At 60.7% G+C, this 13594-nt stretch carries 11 protein-coding genes; 5 read left to right on the top strand and 6 right to left on the bottom strand.

Going from position 1 to position 13594, the window contains the following annotated elements:
- Positions 1–150: 150 nt before the first annotated feature.
- The 5 genes from rplM (at position 151) to gyrA (ending at position 7281) form a co-directional block, all read left to right on the top strand.
- The gene (rplM, locus tag M2103_RS07950; protein ID WP_277509823.1) at positions 151–582 is read left to right on the top strand and encodes a 50S ribosomal protein L13; all 432 of its coding nucleotides are present in this window, start codon (positions 151–153) and stop codon (positions 580–582) included.
- Positions 583–589: 7 nt separating this feature from the next.
- Positions 590–985 carry a 30S ribosomal protein S9 gene (gene rpsI / locus M2103_RS07945; protein WP_277509822.1) on the top strand — a complete coding sequence of 132 codons (396 nt, stop codon included), beginning with the start codon at positions 590–592 and terminating at the stop codon, positions 983–985.
- Between the two features lie 136 nt (positions 986–1121).
- The gene (locus M2103_RS07940) at positions 1122–1763 is read left to right on the top strand and encodes a hypothetical protein (protein WP_277509821.1); all 642 of its coding nucleotides are present in this window, start codon (positions 1122–1124) and stop codon (positions 1761–1763) included.
- 328 nt (positions 1764–2091) lie between these two features.
- Complete coding sequence (gene gyrB / locus M2103_RS07935) at positions 2092–4713, top strand: DNA topoisomerase (ATP-hydrolyzing) subunit B (protein ID WP_277509820.1); 2622 nt, start codon at positions 2092–2094, stop codon at positions 4711–4713.
- Positions 4714–4785: 72 nt separating this feature from the next.
- Positions 4786–7281: a DNA gyrase subunit A gene (gene gyrA / locus M2103_RS07930; RefSeq protein WP_277509818.1), complete on the top strand. Its 2496-nt coding sequence runs from the start codon at positions 4786–4788 to the stop codon at positions 7279–7281.
- 380 nt (positions 7282–7661) lie between these two features.
- On the opposite strand, the gene M2103_RS07925 is transcribed toward gyrA, so the two are convergent.
- From M2103_RS07925 to M2103_RS07900, 6 genes are all read right to left on the bottom strand, one after another.
- A complete protein-coding gene (locus tag M2103_RS07925; RefSeq protein WP_277509817.1) occupies positions 7662–8420 on the bottom strand; it encodes a hypothetical protein in 759 nt (252 codons plus the stop codon).
- 71 nt (positions 8421–8491) lie between these two features.
- Positions 8492–8956, bottom strand: a complete 465-nt coding sequence (rpiB, locus tag M2103_RS07920; RefSeq protein WP_277509816.1) for a ribose 5-phosphate isomerase B — start codon at positions 8954–8956, stop codon at positions 8492–8494.
- A gap of 84 nt (positions 8957–9040) precedes the next feature.
- The gene (ilvB, locus tag M2103_RS07915; protein WP_277509815.1) at positions 9041–10819 is read right to left on the bottom strand and encodes a biosynthetic-type acetolactate synthase large subunit; all 1779 of its coding nucleotides are present in this window, start codon (positions 10817–10819) and stop codon (positions 9041–9043) included.
- Positions 10820–10941: 122 nt separating this feature from the next.
- Entirely contained in the window at positions 10942–11943 is a 1002-nt protein-coding gene (locus tag M2103_RS07910; protein ID WP_277509814.1) for an NAD-dependent epimerase/dehydratase family protein, read from the bottom strand.
- Positions 11944–11955: 12 nt separating this feature from the next.
- On the bottom strand, positions 11956–12744 hold the full coding sequence (locus M2103_RS07905) for a WecB/TagA/CpsF family glycosyltransferase (protein ID WP_277509813.1): 789 nt from the start codon (positions 12742–12744) through the stop codon (positions 11956–11958).
- 105 nt (positions 12745–12849) lie between these two features.
- Entirely contained in the window at positions 12850–13566 is a 717-nt protein-coding gene (locus tag M2103_RS07900) for a YebC/PmpR family DNA-binding transcriptional regulator (RefSeq protein ID WP_277509812.1), read from the bottom strand.
- Positions 13567–13594: the final 28 nt, after the last annotated feature.

Raw genomic sequence — 13594 nt, 5'->3', positions numbered from 1 at the left:
AATGACAGCCGGCGACACGGCGCAAAAAAGGGAAAAACGGCGGTTTTTGCAGCCGCCGCGCCCACCGAAAATCTCTCGATTTGAATTTTTCCCAACTTCCGTGGTTGACAGTCACCCGCCGTGCGCTACCAATCAACCCCTTTTCCTTTCATGAAAACGTTCCTCGCCAAGAAAGAGACAGTGCAGCCCAAGTGGTATCTCATCGATGCCGACGGGCTCGTGCTCGGCCGTCTCGCAGTTAAAGTCGCCAATATTATTCGCGGCCGTCACAAGGCCACCTACACTCCGCATGTTGACACCGGCGATTACGTTGTGGTCATCAACGCCGAGAAAGTCGCGCTCACCGGCAAGAAAGACGAGCAAAACGAATACATGTTCTTCTCCGGCTACGTCGGCGGCGAAAGCTATCGTTCCCTCGCCCAGATGCGCGAGCAGAAGCCCGAGTTCATCATCACCCACGCGGTCAAGGGCATGCTCCCGAAAAACCGCCTCGCGGCCCAGATGCTCAAGAAACTGCGCGTCTTCAAGGGCCCGAACCACACGCACGAGGCGCAAAACCCCGTCACAATCACTCTCAAATAATTAGCCCATGAGCGAAAAAGTCATCCACCTCGGCACTGGCCGTCGCAAAACCTCGGTCGCCCGCGTCCGCCTTTCCGAAGGCTCGGGCAAGTTCGTCGTCAACGAACTCGAATACGACAAGTATTTCCCGCACGAAACCTTCTCCAAGGCCGCCTGCGCCCCCTTGATCGTCGCCGAGATGCGCGACAAGGTTGACGTGACCGTCCTCGTTGACGGCGGCGGCGTTTCCGGACAGGCCGGAGCCGTTGCGCACGGCATCGCCCGCGCCCTCCAGAAGCTCAATCCCGAGCTTCGTCCCGCGCTCAAGAAGGCCGGCCACATCCGCCGCGACCCGCGCGAGAAAGAGCGTAAGAAAGCCGGCCAGCCCGGCGCCCGCAAGCGCTACCAGTTCTCCAAGCGCTAAAGACCGCGCCAGTTTTCTTCCAATTTGGAAACCTAAACGCCCTCGAAACCGGGGGCGTTTTTTTGTGCGTATGTTTTGGAGAAGGAACCTCGCTTTTTTTGCAATACCTATCACTCTGCTAGCAATCGCGAAACCAATGAAGAATTTGCTCCTCTCAATATTGTGCAGCACGTTAGCTACCCTGCTGCATGCAGAAACAACTCCAATTCCAGAAACAATCGTTGCGGATGGATTTTCTGTAACTTACAAAATCGACGCCCCCGCGCAATGGAACGTGAGTGTCTTGGATAACAAGACACGGATATGCTATAAGCGTCAAAGTGAGAATGCGATGGGCGATTTTAATGTGATAAAAGTGTCGATTGCCGCCAAATTGCTGACGGAAAAAGACCGTAAGATAGCCGACTCGATGATAAGAAAGGACATTCCGAAATTTCACAAAAAAACCTTTGGCGACCGGCAATCACTTCTCTTTGAAAAAAAGCCTGTGTTTGAATCAAAAATTGGAAGCGTCTTTTTCTATAAAAGCCGATTTGACGAATGGCGGGAAACCCAACGAGGAAGGAATCGTCCATTTGATACATCTCGGTTATTTCTTTCGTATGCAGCATTTATATTACCCAAGGATTACAAGACCAATGGATATGCCTATATTGTCACGGGCATCGAGATGAATCCCGAATACACCAAAATCCCATCAACCAACCCCCGTTTGCTGGATATATTTCAAGGTATTTTGACAGGCGTAACGGAGAATCCGGATACAAAGGCCAAATAATTCCTTATAGATCCCTCCCTCGTTGACAAAGGCGCGGAGCAGCAGACCTCAAAACGCATAGCGTCCCCCATTTCTCAGGTCTTGGCGTTGCGCGCAGCGATTGTGTTTAATCATACACAACGACGCAATTACACGCGCTCAAATCTCTTGGGCTTTGGGATTTTGAGATTTGAAATTTAACCACGCCGCCGCCCTCAAAATCACGCCGTGCTCCGTCACGAAAAATAATCCCATTTTCCCCTAAAAACCCATTGCGTCCGACCCTGAATTTCGATGCAATTTCCCTTTTATTTTTAACGCAATTACGCACCCGATTTTCCACGCAAATATGTCCGACCAAAACGACCCGCAAAACGCCGACCAGAACCCCGCCGCAGGCGCCGACGCATCCGGCTACAACGCCTCCCAAATCGAAAAACTCGAGGGCCTCGAGGGCGTCCGCAAACGCCCCGACATGTATATCGGCGACACCAACGAGCGCGGCCTCCACCACTGCGTCTTCGAGGTCGTTGACAACTCCATCGACGAGTGCCTCGCCGGCTTCGCCACCTCCGTCAAGGTCACCATCCACCTCGACGGCTCCTGCTCGGTCGAGGACGACGGCCGCGGCATCCCCGTGGACATCCACCCCAAATACGGCATCCCCGCCCTCGAGCTCGTGCTCACCAACCTCCACGCCGGCGGCAAGTTCGGCAAGGGCGCCTACCAGGTCTCCGGCGGCCTCCACGGCGTCGGCGCCAAGTGCGTCAACGCCGTCTCCGAATGGTTCGAGGCCGAGGTGCGCCGCAACGGCAAGGTTTACCAAATGCGTTTCGCCCAGGGCCTCACCACGCAAAAGATGACCGTCGTCGGCGACACCAAGAAAACCGGCACAAAAATCACCTTCAAGCCCGACGCGGAAATCTTCCTCACCACGCGCGAATTCCAATACGAAATCCTCGCGCGCCGCCTCCGCGAACTCGCCTTCCTCAACCCCGGCGTCCGCATCGAGCTCAACGACGAACGCTCGCAAAAATCCGACGTCTTCTACTTCAAGGACGGCATCGTCGAATTCGTCCAGTATCTCAACACCAACAAAAACCTCGTCCACCCGAACCCTGTCTCGTTCTCCGACTCCGTCGCCGACGAAAACGACCCGACCCGCCCGCCCATCGCCGTCGACGTCGCGATGCAATACAACGACTCCTACAACGAGCAAATCTTCGCCTACGCCAACTCCATCCACAACATCGAGGGCGGCACGCACCTCTCCGGCTTCCGCTCCGCGCTCACCCGCGTCCTCAACAATTTCGCCAAGGCCAACAACCTCCTCAAGGAAAAGGACCCCCCGATCAACGGCGACGACTGCCGCGAGGGCCTCACCGCCGTCATCTCGGTGAAAGTCCCCGAACCCCGCTTCGAAGGCCAGACCAAGACCAAGCTCTCCAACGGCGAGGTCGACGGCATTGTGCAAAAAATCGTCGGCGAAAAACTCAAGTTTTTCCTCGAGGCCAACATCCCCACCGCCAAGCGCATCATCGACAAAATCGTCAACGCCGCCCGCGCCCGCGAGGCCGCCCGCAAGGCCCGCGAAACCGTCCGCAAAGGCGCCCTCTCCGGCGGCGGCCTCCCCGGCAAACTCGCCGACTGCTCCTCGCGCGACCCCGCCGAATGCGAAATCTACATCGTCGAGGGCAACTCCGCCGGCGGCTCCGCCAAGCAGGGCCGCGACCGCCGCTACCAAGCCATCCTCCCCCTCCGCGGCAAAGTCCTCAACGTCGAAAAAGCCCGCCTCGACAAGGTGCTCTCCAACGCCGAAATCCGCACCATGATCACCGCCTTCGGCACCGGCATCGGACAAAACTTCGACGTTGACGGCACACCCACCGAAGGCGGCTTCAACGGCGACAAGGCCCGCTACCACAAAATCATCATCATGACCGACGCGGACGTTGACGGCGCGCACATCCGCACCCTCCTCCTCACCTTCTTCTACCGCCAAATGCGCGGCCTCTTTGACAAAGGCTACATCTACATCGCCCAGCCGCCGCTCTACAAAATCAAACGCAAAAAACGCGAGCAATACATCGAGAACGACGAGCAGATGAACCGCATCCTCCTCGAACTCGGCTCCGAGGACGTCACCCTCACCCGCCTCCGCGACAACAAAGTCCTCGCCCCCGCCGAAATCGACAAACTCGTCGAGCACTTCTCGGCGCTCGAAAAACTCGGCGGCGGCGTCACCCGATACGGCGCCTCGTTCGCCGAATACCTCGACTGCCACGACAAGGAAACGCACGCCCTCCCCCGCTACATCGCGCGCATCCGCGAAGGCAACAAGGAAAGCCACCAATTCCTCATGGACGAGCACGCCCGCGCCAAGTTCGTGCAAGACCACGGCCTCGACGCCGACCTCTTCGAGCAACCCGCCGGCACCGTGGGGGCGCCGCTTGCGACGCCCTCCGCGACAACCACCGACGACAACAACAGCAACGCCGCCCCCGCCGCCAAAAAAGCCGCCGCCGCCGGCCCGCTCAAACGCATCACCGTCCACGAAATCTTCGAATCGACGGAAATGTCGAAAATCCTCCGCGCCATCACCGCCGCCTCCGGACTCGACATCAACCGCTACGGCCCCACCGAGGAACCGCGCTACATCATCACCGAAAACGCCGGCCAGAAATCGGAAAGCCAAATCGAAATTCACAGCCCGCTCGAAATCGTTTCGCACATCCGCGCCCTTGGCCGCAAAGGCCTCACCATCCAGCGCTACAAAGGCCTCGGCGAAATGAACCCCGAGCAACTCTACGAGACGACGATGGACCCCGAGCGCCGCCGCCTCCTCCGCGTGAGCGTGGCCGACGCCGCCAAGGCCGACGCCCTCTTCACGCTCCTCATGGGCGACGAAGTCCCCCCCCGCCGCCAATTCATCGAAGACAACGCCCTCAACGTGCAGTATCTCGACGTCTAAATCCACCGCGCCCGTCCACCCACGCCACCAGTCGATCCCCGTCGCCACCAGTCGCCTCCCTCCTTCTCATAAATGCAAACACCGCCCGACAAACTCTCCACGGCCAACATCACCGACATCATGCAGACGGCATACATCGATTATTCGATGTCGGTCATCATCTCCCGCGCGCTGCCCGACGCCCGCGACGGCCTCAAACCCGTGCAACGCCGCATCCTCTACGCGATGTATCGCCTCGGCCTCCTGCGCAACCGCCCCTTCACCAAATGCGCCAAAGTCGTCGGCGAAGTGCTCGGCAACTACCACCCCCACGGCGACTCCTCCGTCTACGACGCCCTCGTGCGCCTCGCCCAAACCTGGGTCATGCGCTACCCGCTCATCAACCCGCAAGGCAACTTCGGCTCGGTCGATGGCGACGAAGCCGCCGCCTACCGCTACACCGAGTCCCGCCTCGAGCACACCGCCGAAACCATCCTCGCCGACCTCGACGAGGACACCGTCGACTTCGTCCCCAACTTCGACGAAAAAACCACCGAGCCCTCCGTCCTCCCCGCCGGCCTCCCCACCCTCCTCCTCAACGGCTCCACCGGCATCGCCGTGGGCATGACCACCAACATCCCCCCGCACAACCTCCACGAAGTCGCCGCCGCCGCCGCGCTCCTCCTCGACAACCCCTCCACCACCGTTGACGAACTCTGCGACATCATCCAAGGCCCCGACTTCCCCACCGGCGGCGTCATCGCCGGCCGCGAAGGCATCCTCTCCTACCTCAAAACCGGCCGCGGCATCATTCGCGTCCGCGGCAAGGCCCACACCGAGGACAACAAAACCGGCGAGCAAATCGTCATCACCGAAATCCCCTACAACGTAAACCGCGCCAGCCTCGTCACCCGCATCGCCGAGCTCGTCACCGAAAAAGAAATCGAAGGCATCCGCGACGTCCGCGACGAATCCGACGCCAACACCCGCATCGTCATCGAACTCAAGCGCGGCGAACAAGCCTCGCCCATCATCAACCAACTCTTCAAAAAAACCGCCCTCGAGTCCTCCTTCGGCGCCATCCTCCTCGCCCTCGACAAAAAGCGCCCCAAGCAAATGAACATCAAGGAACTCCTTGAATGCTTCATCGACCACCGCCGCGAAGTCGTCACTCGCCGCACCCAGTTCCGCCTCAACCAAGCCGAGGCCCGCGCCCACATCCTCGAAGGCTACAAAATCGCCCTCGACAACCTCGACGACTTTGTCCGCATCATCCGCGCCTCCGCCTCGCGCGCCGAGGCCAGGGAAAAACTGATGGCCAAATACCCGCTCACCGAGCGCCAGACCGACGCCATCCTCGAACTGCGCCTCTACCAGCTCACCGGCCTCGAACGCGACAAAATCGAAGCCGAATACCTCGAACTCCTCAAACTCATCGAGGAACTCCGCTCCATCCTCGAAAACGACTACAAACTCCGCGAAGTCATCAAAACCGAACTCCTCGCCCTCAAGGAAAAATTCGGCGACGAACGCAAAACCGAAATCATCGGCGCGCTCGGCGAGTTCCGCATGGAGGACGTCATCCCCAACGAAGGCTGCGTCATCACCGTCTCGCACCTCGGCTTCATCAAGCGCACCCCCGTCGTCGAATACCGCTCGCAAAAACGCGGCGGCAAAGGCGTCATCGGCACCGAGACCTACGCGGACGACTTTGTCGAACGCCTCTTCACCGCCGAGACGCACGACTACATCCTCTTCATCACGACCACCGGCCAGTGCTACGCGAAGAAAGTCTACGAAATCCCCGAGGCCGCCCGCGCCGCGAAAGGCAAGTCCGTGCACTCCTTCCTCATGCTCAAGGAAGGCGAGAAAATCGCCGCCATGCTCTGCACGCCCGACTTCGCCAATGAAAACGCCGCCAACCGCTACCTCGTCATGGCGACCAAGCGCGGCACCATCAAGAAAACGACCCTCGGCGACTACGCCAACGCCACCCGTGAAAACGGCCTCATCGGCATCAACCTCGCCGAAGGCGACACCGTGATCGGCTGCGTGCTCACGACCGGCAAGGACGAGCTCATCCTCGTCTCGCACCAAGGCCTCGCCGTGCGCTTCCGCGAAAGCGACGCCGAGACCGGCGAAGTCCTCTTCCGCGCCACCGGCCGCGCCACCGCGGGCGTCACCGGCATGCGCTTCAAGCTCAAGAGCGACTACCTCGAAGTCATCGAAGTGGTTGACCACACCGCGAAGTTCCTCGTCGCGAGCGAAGCCGGCCTCGGCGTGCGCACCCGCTTTGAGGACTACCGCCTCATCAACCGCGGCGGCACGGGCGTGTGGGCGATCGACCTCCCTGAAAAAATCAACCTCGCCGGCGCGTTAAGCGTCCACGACACCGACGAAGTCATGCTCCTGACGGCGAAAGGCCAAAGCATCCGCTGCCCGGTGGACACGATCCGCGAAACCAACCGCGGAGCGAAAGGCGTGAAACTGCTCACCCTCGCCGAAGGCGACACCCTCCTAAGCATCGCCAAGGTCGTCGAGTCCGAGGAAGAGCAGGAAGCCGCCAACGCGGGCGAAGCCGCCGAATAAAAGGCGGGGCGGTTTCGCAAAACCGATACTTCCACCGTTCGCAGACCACCATAGCACACTCAAAAAATTCGTTTAGCGAGAAGGCAGAAGTTTCGTGACTGCCTTTGCACGCCAAAGGCGTGCTACAACTTAGCCCGGGGCGAGTTACGCTGCCCCGGGTTTTTGTATTTAAAAATTCAGCACCCTGAAGGGGTGCAACACCCGCCACCACATGTTGTCGCGCCCATTCAGGGCGCCGGCTTTATATTATCGCACCCCTGGGTTGCGCGCTACGCGCCACACCCAGGGCTAATTTGTATGACGCCTTTGGCGTCGAACATGCGGCCACACCCTCGCCCCCAAATAAACACCAAAAACTATCCTCAATAGATAATCGACGCCTACAACTTCCCCAGCGCCAGTAGCGCGCGATGCGTTTGCACGGCGGCCTGCAGCAATGAATCCGTTGGAGGTGGTTGTGATTCTGGCGACGACGATTCGCCTTCGGTTTCTTTTTCACCCGGCTTCGCCTGCGAATCAGAGCCCGCCGCATCCGGGGCTTTTTTATCCGCGACCGTTTTTGCCTCCACCTCCGGCTCCGGCAATCCCTGATAGTCGCGCATGAGCGCCGCCTCGTCATAGCGCTTCTTGTCCGGCTGGTGATTGATCAGAGTCGAAACCGCCGCGCCTTTCGAGATCGCCTCGCATGCGCGGCGGTCGTCCTCAACGGAACCCCGCACCTTCACGTCGGCGGGCACGTTGTCGCCGGCCAATGCCATGACCAGCACGCCCTGAGTGTTGTCCGGCAATCCGGCGTTGAGCGTGAACGGAACCGCTGACGACGTGTCGCGATTGATCAACACAAAACGCGCGGCCCGAGTCGCCGGGGACACCGGCGGAGCAAGCGCGATTCGCAGCGCGCGCACATCGGCCACGCTCGCATCCACTCCGCGCAAATCGACAACCGCCGCCTTGTTTTCCGCGAGCACGGATTTCAGCGCGGGCAAGTCGGCGGCGGGGTTTATCATGCGAAAATACACAAGCCCCTCGCCAAGATCCTGCGCGCCCGCCTTGTCATCCGCGCCCGACGCCGCGCAAAATCCGGCCAGCAACAGTGACAGCGCGCCGGGAAGACATTTGCACAAACGATAAAAACTCATGCGGCACAGTGTTTGCGGTTCCTTGAACTTATTCAAGGAACCAGCGTGCGGAGCGAGTAATTCGCGCGCGATTACGCCTGGCGCATCGCGCGCTCGATTTCAGCCATTCTTTCAACCTTGGGCAGCGAGCGGGCACCCTCGAATTCGGATTCCAGAAAAGCGCGCACAATCATCTTGGCCAGCTCGGGGCCTATCACACGCGCGCCGAGAGTGACGATTTGCGCGTTGTTGCTCTTGCGCGCGCGCTCCGCGGAAAATGTGTCGTGCGCCTGCGCAGCGCGGATACCCGGAACCTTGTTCGCGGTCATGGCCATGCCGATGCCCGTGCCGCACAGCAGCACTCCGCGCTCATGGCGTCCGCTTCGAATCGCCTCGGCCACGGCCAACGCGATGTCGGGATAAAGCACGGAAACGCCCTCCTCGGAGCCGACGTCCTCGACCTCGTAGCCCAGGCTTTTGATGTGGGCCTTGAGCGTGTTTTTGAGTTCCCAGGCCGCTTCGTCACAGCCGATTACCACGGATTTTTTTTCAGTCATTGTTTTTTGTTTTGGGTTTAAGGAGATTGTTTTGTCGGTTTCGCGCCTGGGCAAAGAGTCTTTCGCGCACGCGAGGTCGAGCGCTTACTTCATGATCATTTCCTTCACCGATTTTCCGGCGGGGATCATCGGCAAAACGTGCTCGCTGTGCGGCACGATCACGTCGAGCAAATACGGGCCGTCATGGTCGAGCATTTCCCGGATCGCATCGCGCAGCTCGCTCTTCTTGATCACGCGGCGCGCCTTCACGCCGAAGCCTTCCGCGATCTGTGTGAAGTTCGGATACAGGCCGCCGATGTTTGTCGGGCTGCCGATATTGTTCACGTCGCCAAGAATCGTCTGTCCGCGGACGCTTTGATAAAAACGGTCCTCCCACTGTGTCACCATGCCAAGGTGCTGGTTGTTCAGGACCATCACCTTGATGTTGATTTTTTCAATGGCCGCGGTGGCGAGTTCCTGAATGTTCATCGTGGTCGAGCCGTCGCCGTCGATGTCGATGACCTGCCTGTCCGGACACGCAACTTTGGCGCCAATCGCCGCGGGCAGGCCGTAACCCATCGCGCCGAGACCGAGCGAGCTGATGTAGCGGCGCGGTTTTTCGAACGAGTAAAATTGCGCGGCCCACATCTGGTGCTGTCCGACGCCGGTCGCGATGATCGCGTCGCCCTTGCTCAGTTCGTAGAGCGAGGCCACCGCCTCCTGAGGCAAAATGTGCGGGCTGTCCGGATAACTGAACGGATGCTCCTTGCGCCATTCGCGGATTTGCGCAATCCACGCCGCCGTGTCGGGCGCGGCAAACGAGCGCGCGGACATGAGCTTGTTCAGGCGCGTGAGCGCATCCTTGACGTCGGCGCAAACCGGGTAGTCAACGCGCTTGTTTTTATTGTGCTCGGAGGCGTCGATGTCGATGTGGATGATCTTGGCGCGCGGAGCAAATCTGTCCGTGTCGCCCGTGATGCGGTCGTCGAAACGCGCGCCGAGGCTGATGAGCAGGTCGCACTGGTCGACGGCCCAGTTGCCATAGGCCGAGCCGTGCATGCCGAACCAGCGCGCCGAGAGCGGATGCGTCTCGGGGAACGCGCCGAGGCCCATGAGCGTGGTCGCGACCGGTATTTGCGCGCGCTCGGCAAACGCGAGCAGCTCCTTGTGCGCGCCGGACGAGATGACGCCGCCGCCGACATAGAGCATCGGTTTTTTCGAGGCCGAAACGAGTCCGGCGATTTGTTTCAACTGCGCGTCGCTCGCGGTGTGCCTCAACCCGACAAACGGATTGCGGAACGAAACCGCTTCCGGGAAACGCGGCACGAAGCGCGCCTGTTGCACGTCCTTCGGAATGTCGATGACCACGGGGCCGGGCCGGCCGCTGCGCGCGAGCTCAAACGCCTCCTTGAAGATGCGCGGCAGGTCAGCGACATCGAGCACGAGGTAGGAGTGTTTCACGATCGGCAGTGTCATGCCGAAAAAGTCGGTTTCCTGAAACGCGCTCTTGCCGATGTATTTTGAAAAAACCTGCCCAGTGATGGCGACGAGCGGGATTGAGTCCATGAACGCGTCGGCGATGCCGGAGACGAGGTTGGTGGCGCCGGGGCCGCTGGTGGCCATGCACACGCCGACCTTGCCGGACGCGCGCGCGTAGCCACCCGCCGCAAACGCGCCGCCCTGCTCGTGGCGGGGCAGGATGACTCGCAGCTTTTTGTTGCGCGCGAACGCCTGGTGCAGCTCGAGCGCCGCGCCGCCGGGATACGCGAAGACGACCTCGGCCTTTTCGCGCAGCAGGCATTCGACGACGCAATCGGCGCCGTTCATTTCACGCGGGGCGGTTTTTGTCGCGGTGGCGGATGAGCGTTTGGCTGTCTTTTTCATAAATAAAAGTGATCCGGAAAAACGCAAAAATAAAGTCCTTCGTCCGCGAAGGATGCAAGAATGGAAAGCGACCGGGGAGTTGCGCGAGTTGCGCGCGCCACGGGGCGGCGGCAATCCCGCGGTTAATGGAGATTCACGCGCGACGCTTTGCCCTCGCGCCCGGCGCGCATCATTTCGTCGTAAATCCAGCGGTAAGTTTGCTCCATGCCGTCGCGCAGGCGCGTCGACGGTTCCCAGCCGAACAGCGACTTGATGCGCGTGTTGTCGCTGTTGCGCCCGTTCACGCCCTTGGGCGCGCCGGGGTTGTATTTTCGCGCGAGCTTCACGCCCGCGATTTCCTCAACGATGCCGACAAGGCCGTTTATCGACACGAGCTCCGAGCTTCCGATGTTGAGCGGCTCGGCGCAATCGCCACCCATGAGCAACAGCGTGCCTTTTATGCAATCGTCGATGTAGGTGAAACTGCGCGTCTGGCTGCCGTCGCCCCAGATTTCGATTTCATGCCTGCCGGTGCGCACCGCCTCGATCACCTTGCGGCAAATCGCGGCGGGAGCCTTCTCGCGGCCACCGTCATAGGTGCCGTGCGGCCCGTAAACATTGTGATAACGCGCCACGCGGGCGACCACGCCGAAATCCTCGTCGAAGTGGCGGCACATGCGCTCGCTGAAAAGTTTCTCCCATCCGTAACCGTCCTCCGGCATCGCCGGATATGCGTCGGCCTCCGTCAGCGGCGTCACGTCCGCGCTCTTTTGCTTGTCGGCATTGTAAACACAGGCGGACGACGAGAAGAAAAAACGTCCCGCGCCGCAATCGCGCGCGGCCACGAGCAGGTGTGTGTTGATTAAGACGCTCAACATGCACAGCGCCTTGTTGTTTTCGATGAACCCCATGCCGCCCATGTCCGCGGCCAGATTATACACCTCGTCGTATCCGCGCACCGCCTCGGCGCAGGCGTCGCGCAACTGCAAGTCCAGGGTCCGCGACTCCGCGGCATCATGAAGCTGGCACCACGCCTCGACGGGCTTTTTGTCCACGGCCCCGACCTTGTGCCCCAAGTCGAGCAAGGCCTTGACCAAATGCCCGCCGATAAATCCCCCGGCTCCGCAGACGAGTATCTTTTTCATATGCGGAATTGCTTACCCTTTGCGCTGCGTTTCCTCAAGCGGATATCTTTTCAGCCCGAGCAACTGGAGCGCCACCCTGAGCACGAACAGCGGATTGTTTATCAAGTAGCGCCGCCAAAGCCGGCGCGGCTCCATGCACAGCCGGAAAAACCATTCCAGCCCGCAACGCCGCATCCAGCGCGGAGCCTGCCGCGCGCGGCCCGACAAAAAGTCAAACGCCGCGCCCACGCCAAGCAACACCGTGCCCGACGCGGCGATGCGCGGGGCGAATTGCGCCATGAATTTTTCCTGCTTCGGCGCGCCCAGCCCGACCCAAAAAAAGCGCGGCTTGAGCATGTTCACACGCGCGGCCAGCACGGCGAGCTCCGACGGGTCGAGCTCGCGAAACGGCGGCGTCTTGACACCCGCGACTTTCAATCCCGGGAAACGCGCGCCGAGTTTTTCCGCCAGCAACCCGGCCGTGCCCTCGCCGCCTCCGTAGAAAAAATGCGTCAGCCCGTCCTCCACGCCCGCCTCGCAAAGCGCAAGCATCAGGTCGGGCCCGTAGACGCGACCGATGTCCCCGCCCGCGCGCCATTTTGCCAGCCAGACCAGCGGCATGCCGTCGGTCGTGTTCAAGAACGCGTCGTTGAGGATGCGTTTAAATCCGGCGTCCCGTTGCGCCTCCGAAACCCCGTGCACGCCCGTCACACACACATACCCGCCCCGCCCCGCGCGCGCGGCATCAAGCAGCAGCGTGGTGGCGACGCGCAGGTTCATGGCGCTGACGCCCACGCCGAGCACATTGACTTTTGGAGGCATTTCCACGGCCAATTGAAAAAACGCAAACAACAGCGCCGCGCAATGGGATTTCGCCCGGCGCGCATGCGCGGATTTTCCGCCCGGCGCAAGGGGGCGGCAGCGCGCTTACTCCTCGTTCGAAAACACGCTTTGCACGTCGTCGATGTCGTCGAGGGCGTCGTGCAGCTTTTGCAGCGACTCGGCGACCGCCGCGTCGATCGCCACCGTGTTGTTCGGTATGTAGGCGATTTCGGCGGAGTCGGGCTTGATGCCCGCCTGCTCCAACGCTTGCGAAACTTTGTCGAACGCGGGGATCGGACAGCGCACTTCGTGGCCTTCCTCGGTCGTGATGATGTCGTCCGCGCCGGCGTCGAGCGCCACTTCCATGAGCTGGTCCTCGGTTGTCTTGTCCTTCGCGATCAGGAACTGGCCGGCGTGGGTGAAGTTGAACGCCACCGCGCCCGCCCCGGCGAGGTTGCCGCCGTATCGGGAAAACACGCTGCGCACATCGGCCGCGGCGCGGTTCTTGTTGTCCGTGGTCACCTTGACGATCATCGCCACGCCGCCGGGGCCGTAGCCTTCGTAGGTGGCGTCCTCGTAGGAAACACCGGGGAGCTCGCCCGTGCCTTTCTTGATGGCGCGGTCGATGTTGTCATTGGGCATGTTGGCGTCGCGCGCCTTCAGGAGGATGGTGCGCAGGCGGGGGTTTGCGTCGGGGTCGCCGCCGCCGGCTTTGGCGGCAAGCGTCAGATCGCGCGAGATGCGGGAAAAGATTTTGCCTCGTTTGGCGTCAATCGCGCCCTTGAAGTGCTTGAGTTTGGCCCATTTACTGTGTCCTGCCATGGCGGGGGAATATTAGATTAGGGTGAGT

This window comes from Ereboglobus sp. PH5-5, assembly GCF_029504805.1.
Taxonomy (GTDB): Bacteria; Verrucomicrobiota; Verrucomicrobiia; order Opitutales; family Opitutaceae; genus Ereboglobus.
Note: the sequence above shows the minus strand (reverse complement) of the source record. Positions and strands in the feature narration are given on the sequence as shown.

Excerpts from the sequence above, each read along its gene's own strand:
- gyrA (WP_277509818.1), top strand. The coding sequence starts at position 4,786 with ATGCAAACACCGCCCGACAAACTCTCCACGGCCAACATCACCGACATC.
- M2103_RS07910 (WP_277509814.1), bottom strand. The coding sequence starts at position 11,943 with ATGAAAAAGATACTCGTCTGCGGAGCCGGGGGATTTATCGGCGGGCAT.
- gyrB (WP_277509820.1), top strand. The coding sequence starts at position 2,092 with ATGTCCGACCAAAACGACCCGCAAAACGCCGACCAGAACCCCGCCGCA.
- M2103_RS07900 (WP_277509812.1), bottom strand. The coding sequence starts at position 13,566 with ATGGCAGGACACAGTAAATGGGCCAAACTCAAGCACTTCAAGGGCGCG.
- M2103_RS07905 (WP_277509813.1), bottom strand. The coding sequence starts at position 12,744 with ATGCCTCCAAAAGTCAATGTGCTCGGCGTGGGCGTCAGCGCCATGAAC.
- rpsI (WP_277509822.1), top strand. The coding sequence starts at position 590 with ATGAGCGAAAAAGTCATCCACCTCGGCACTGGCCGTCGCAAAACCTCG.
- rpiB (WP_277509816.1), bottom strand. The coding sequence starts at position 8,956 with ATGACTGAAAAAAAATCCGTGGTAATCGGCTGTGACGAAGCGGCCTGG.
- ilvB (WP_277509815.1), bottom strand. The coding sequence starts at position 10,819 with ATGAAAAAGACAGCCAAACGCTCATCCGCCACCGCGACAAAAACCGCC.
- M2103_RS07925 (WP_277509817.1), bottom strand. The coding sequence starts at position 8,420 with ATGAGTTTTTATCGTTTGTGCAAATGTCTTCCCGGCGCGCTGTCACTG.
- M2103_RS07940 (WP_277509821.1), top strand. The coding sequence starts at position 1,122 with ATGAAGAATTTGCTCCTCTCAATATTGTGCAGCACGTTAGCTACCCTG.
- rplM (WP_277509823.1), top strand. The coding sequence starts at position 151 with ATGAAAACGTTCCTCGCCAAGAAAGAGACAGTGCAGCCCAAGTGGTAT.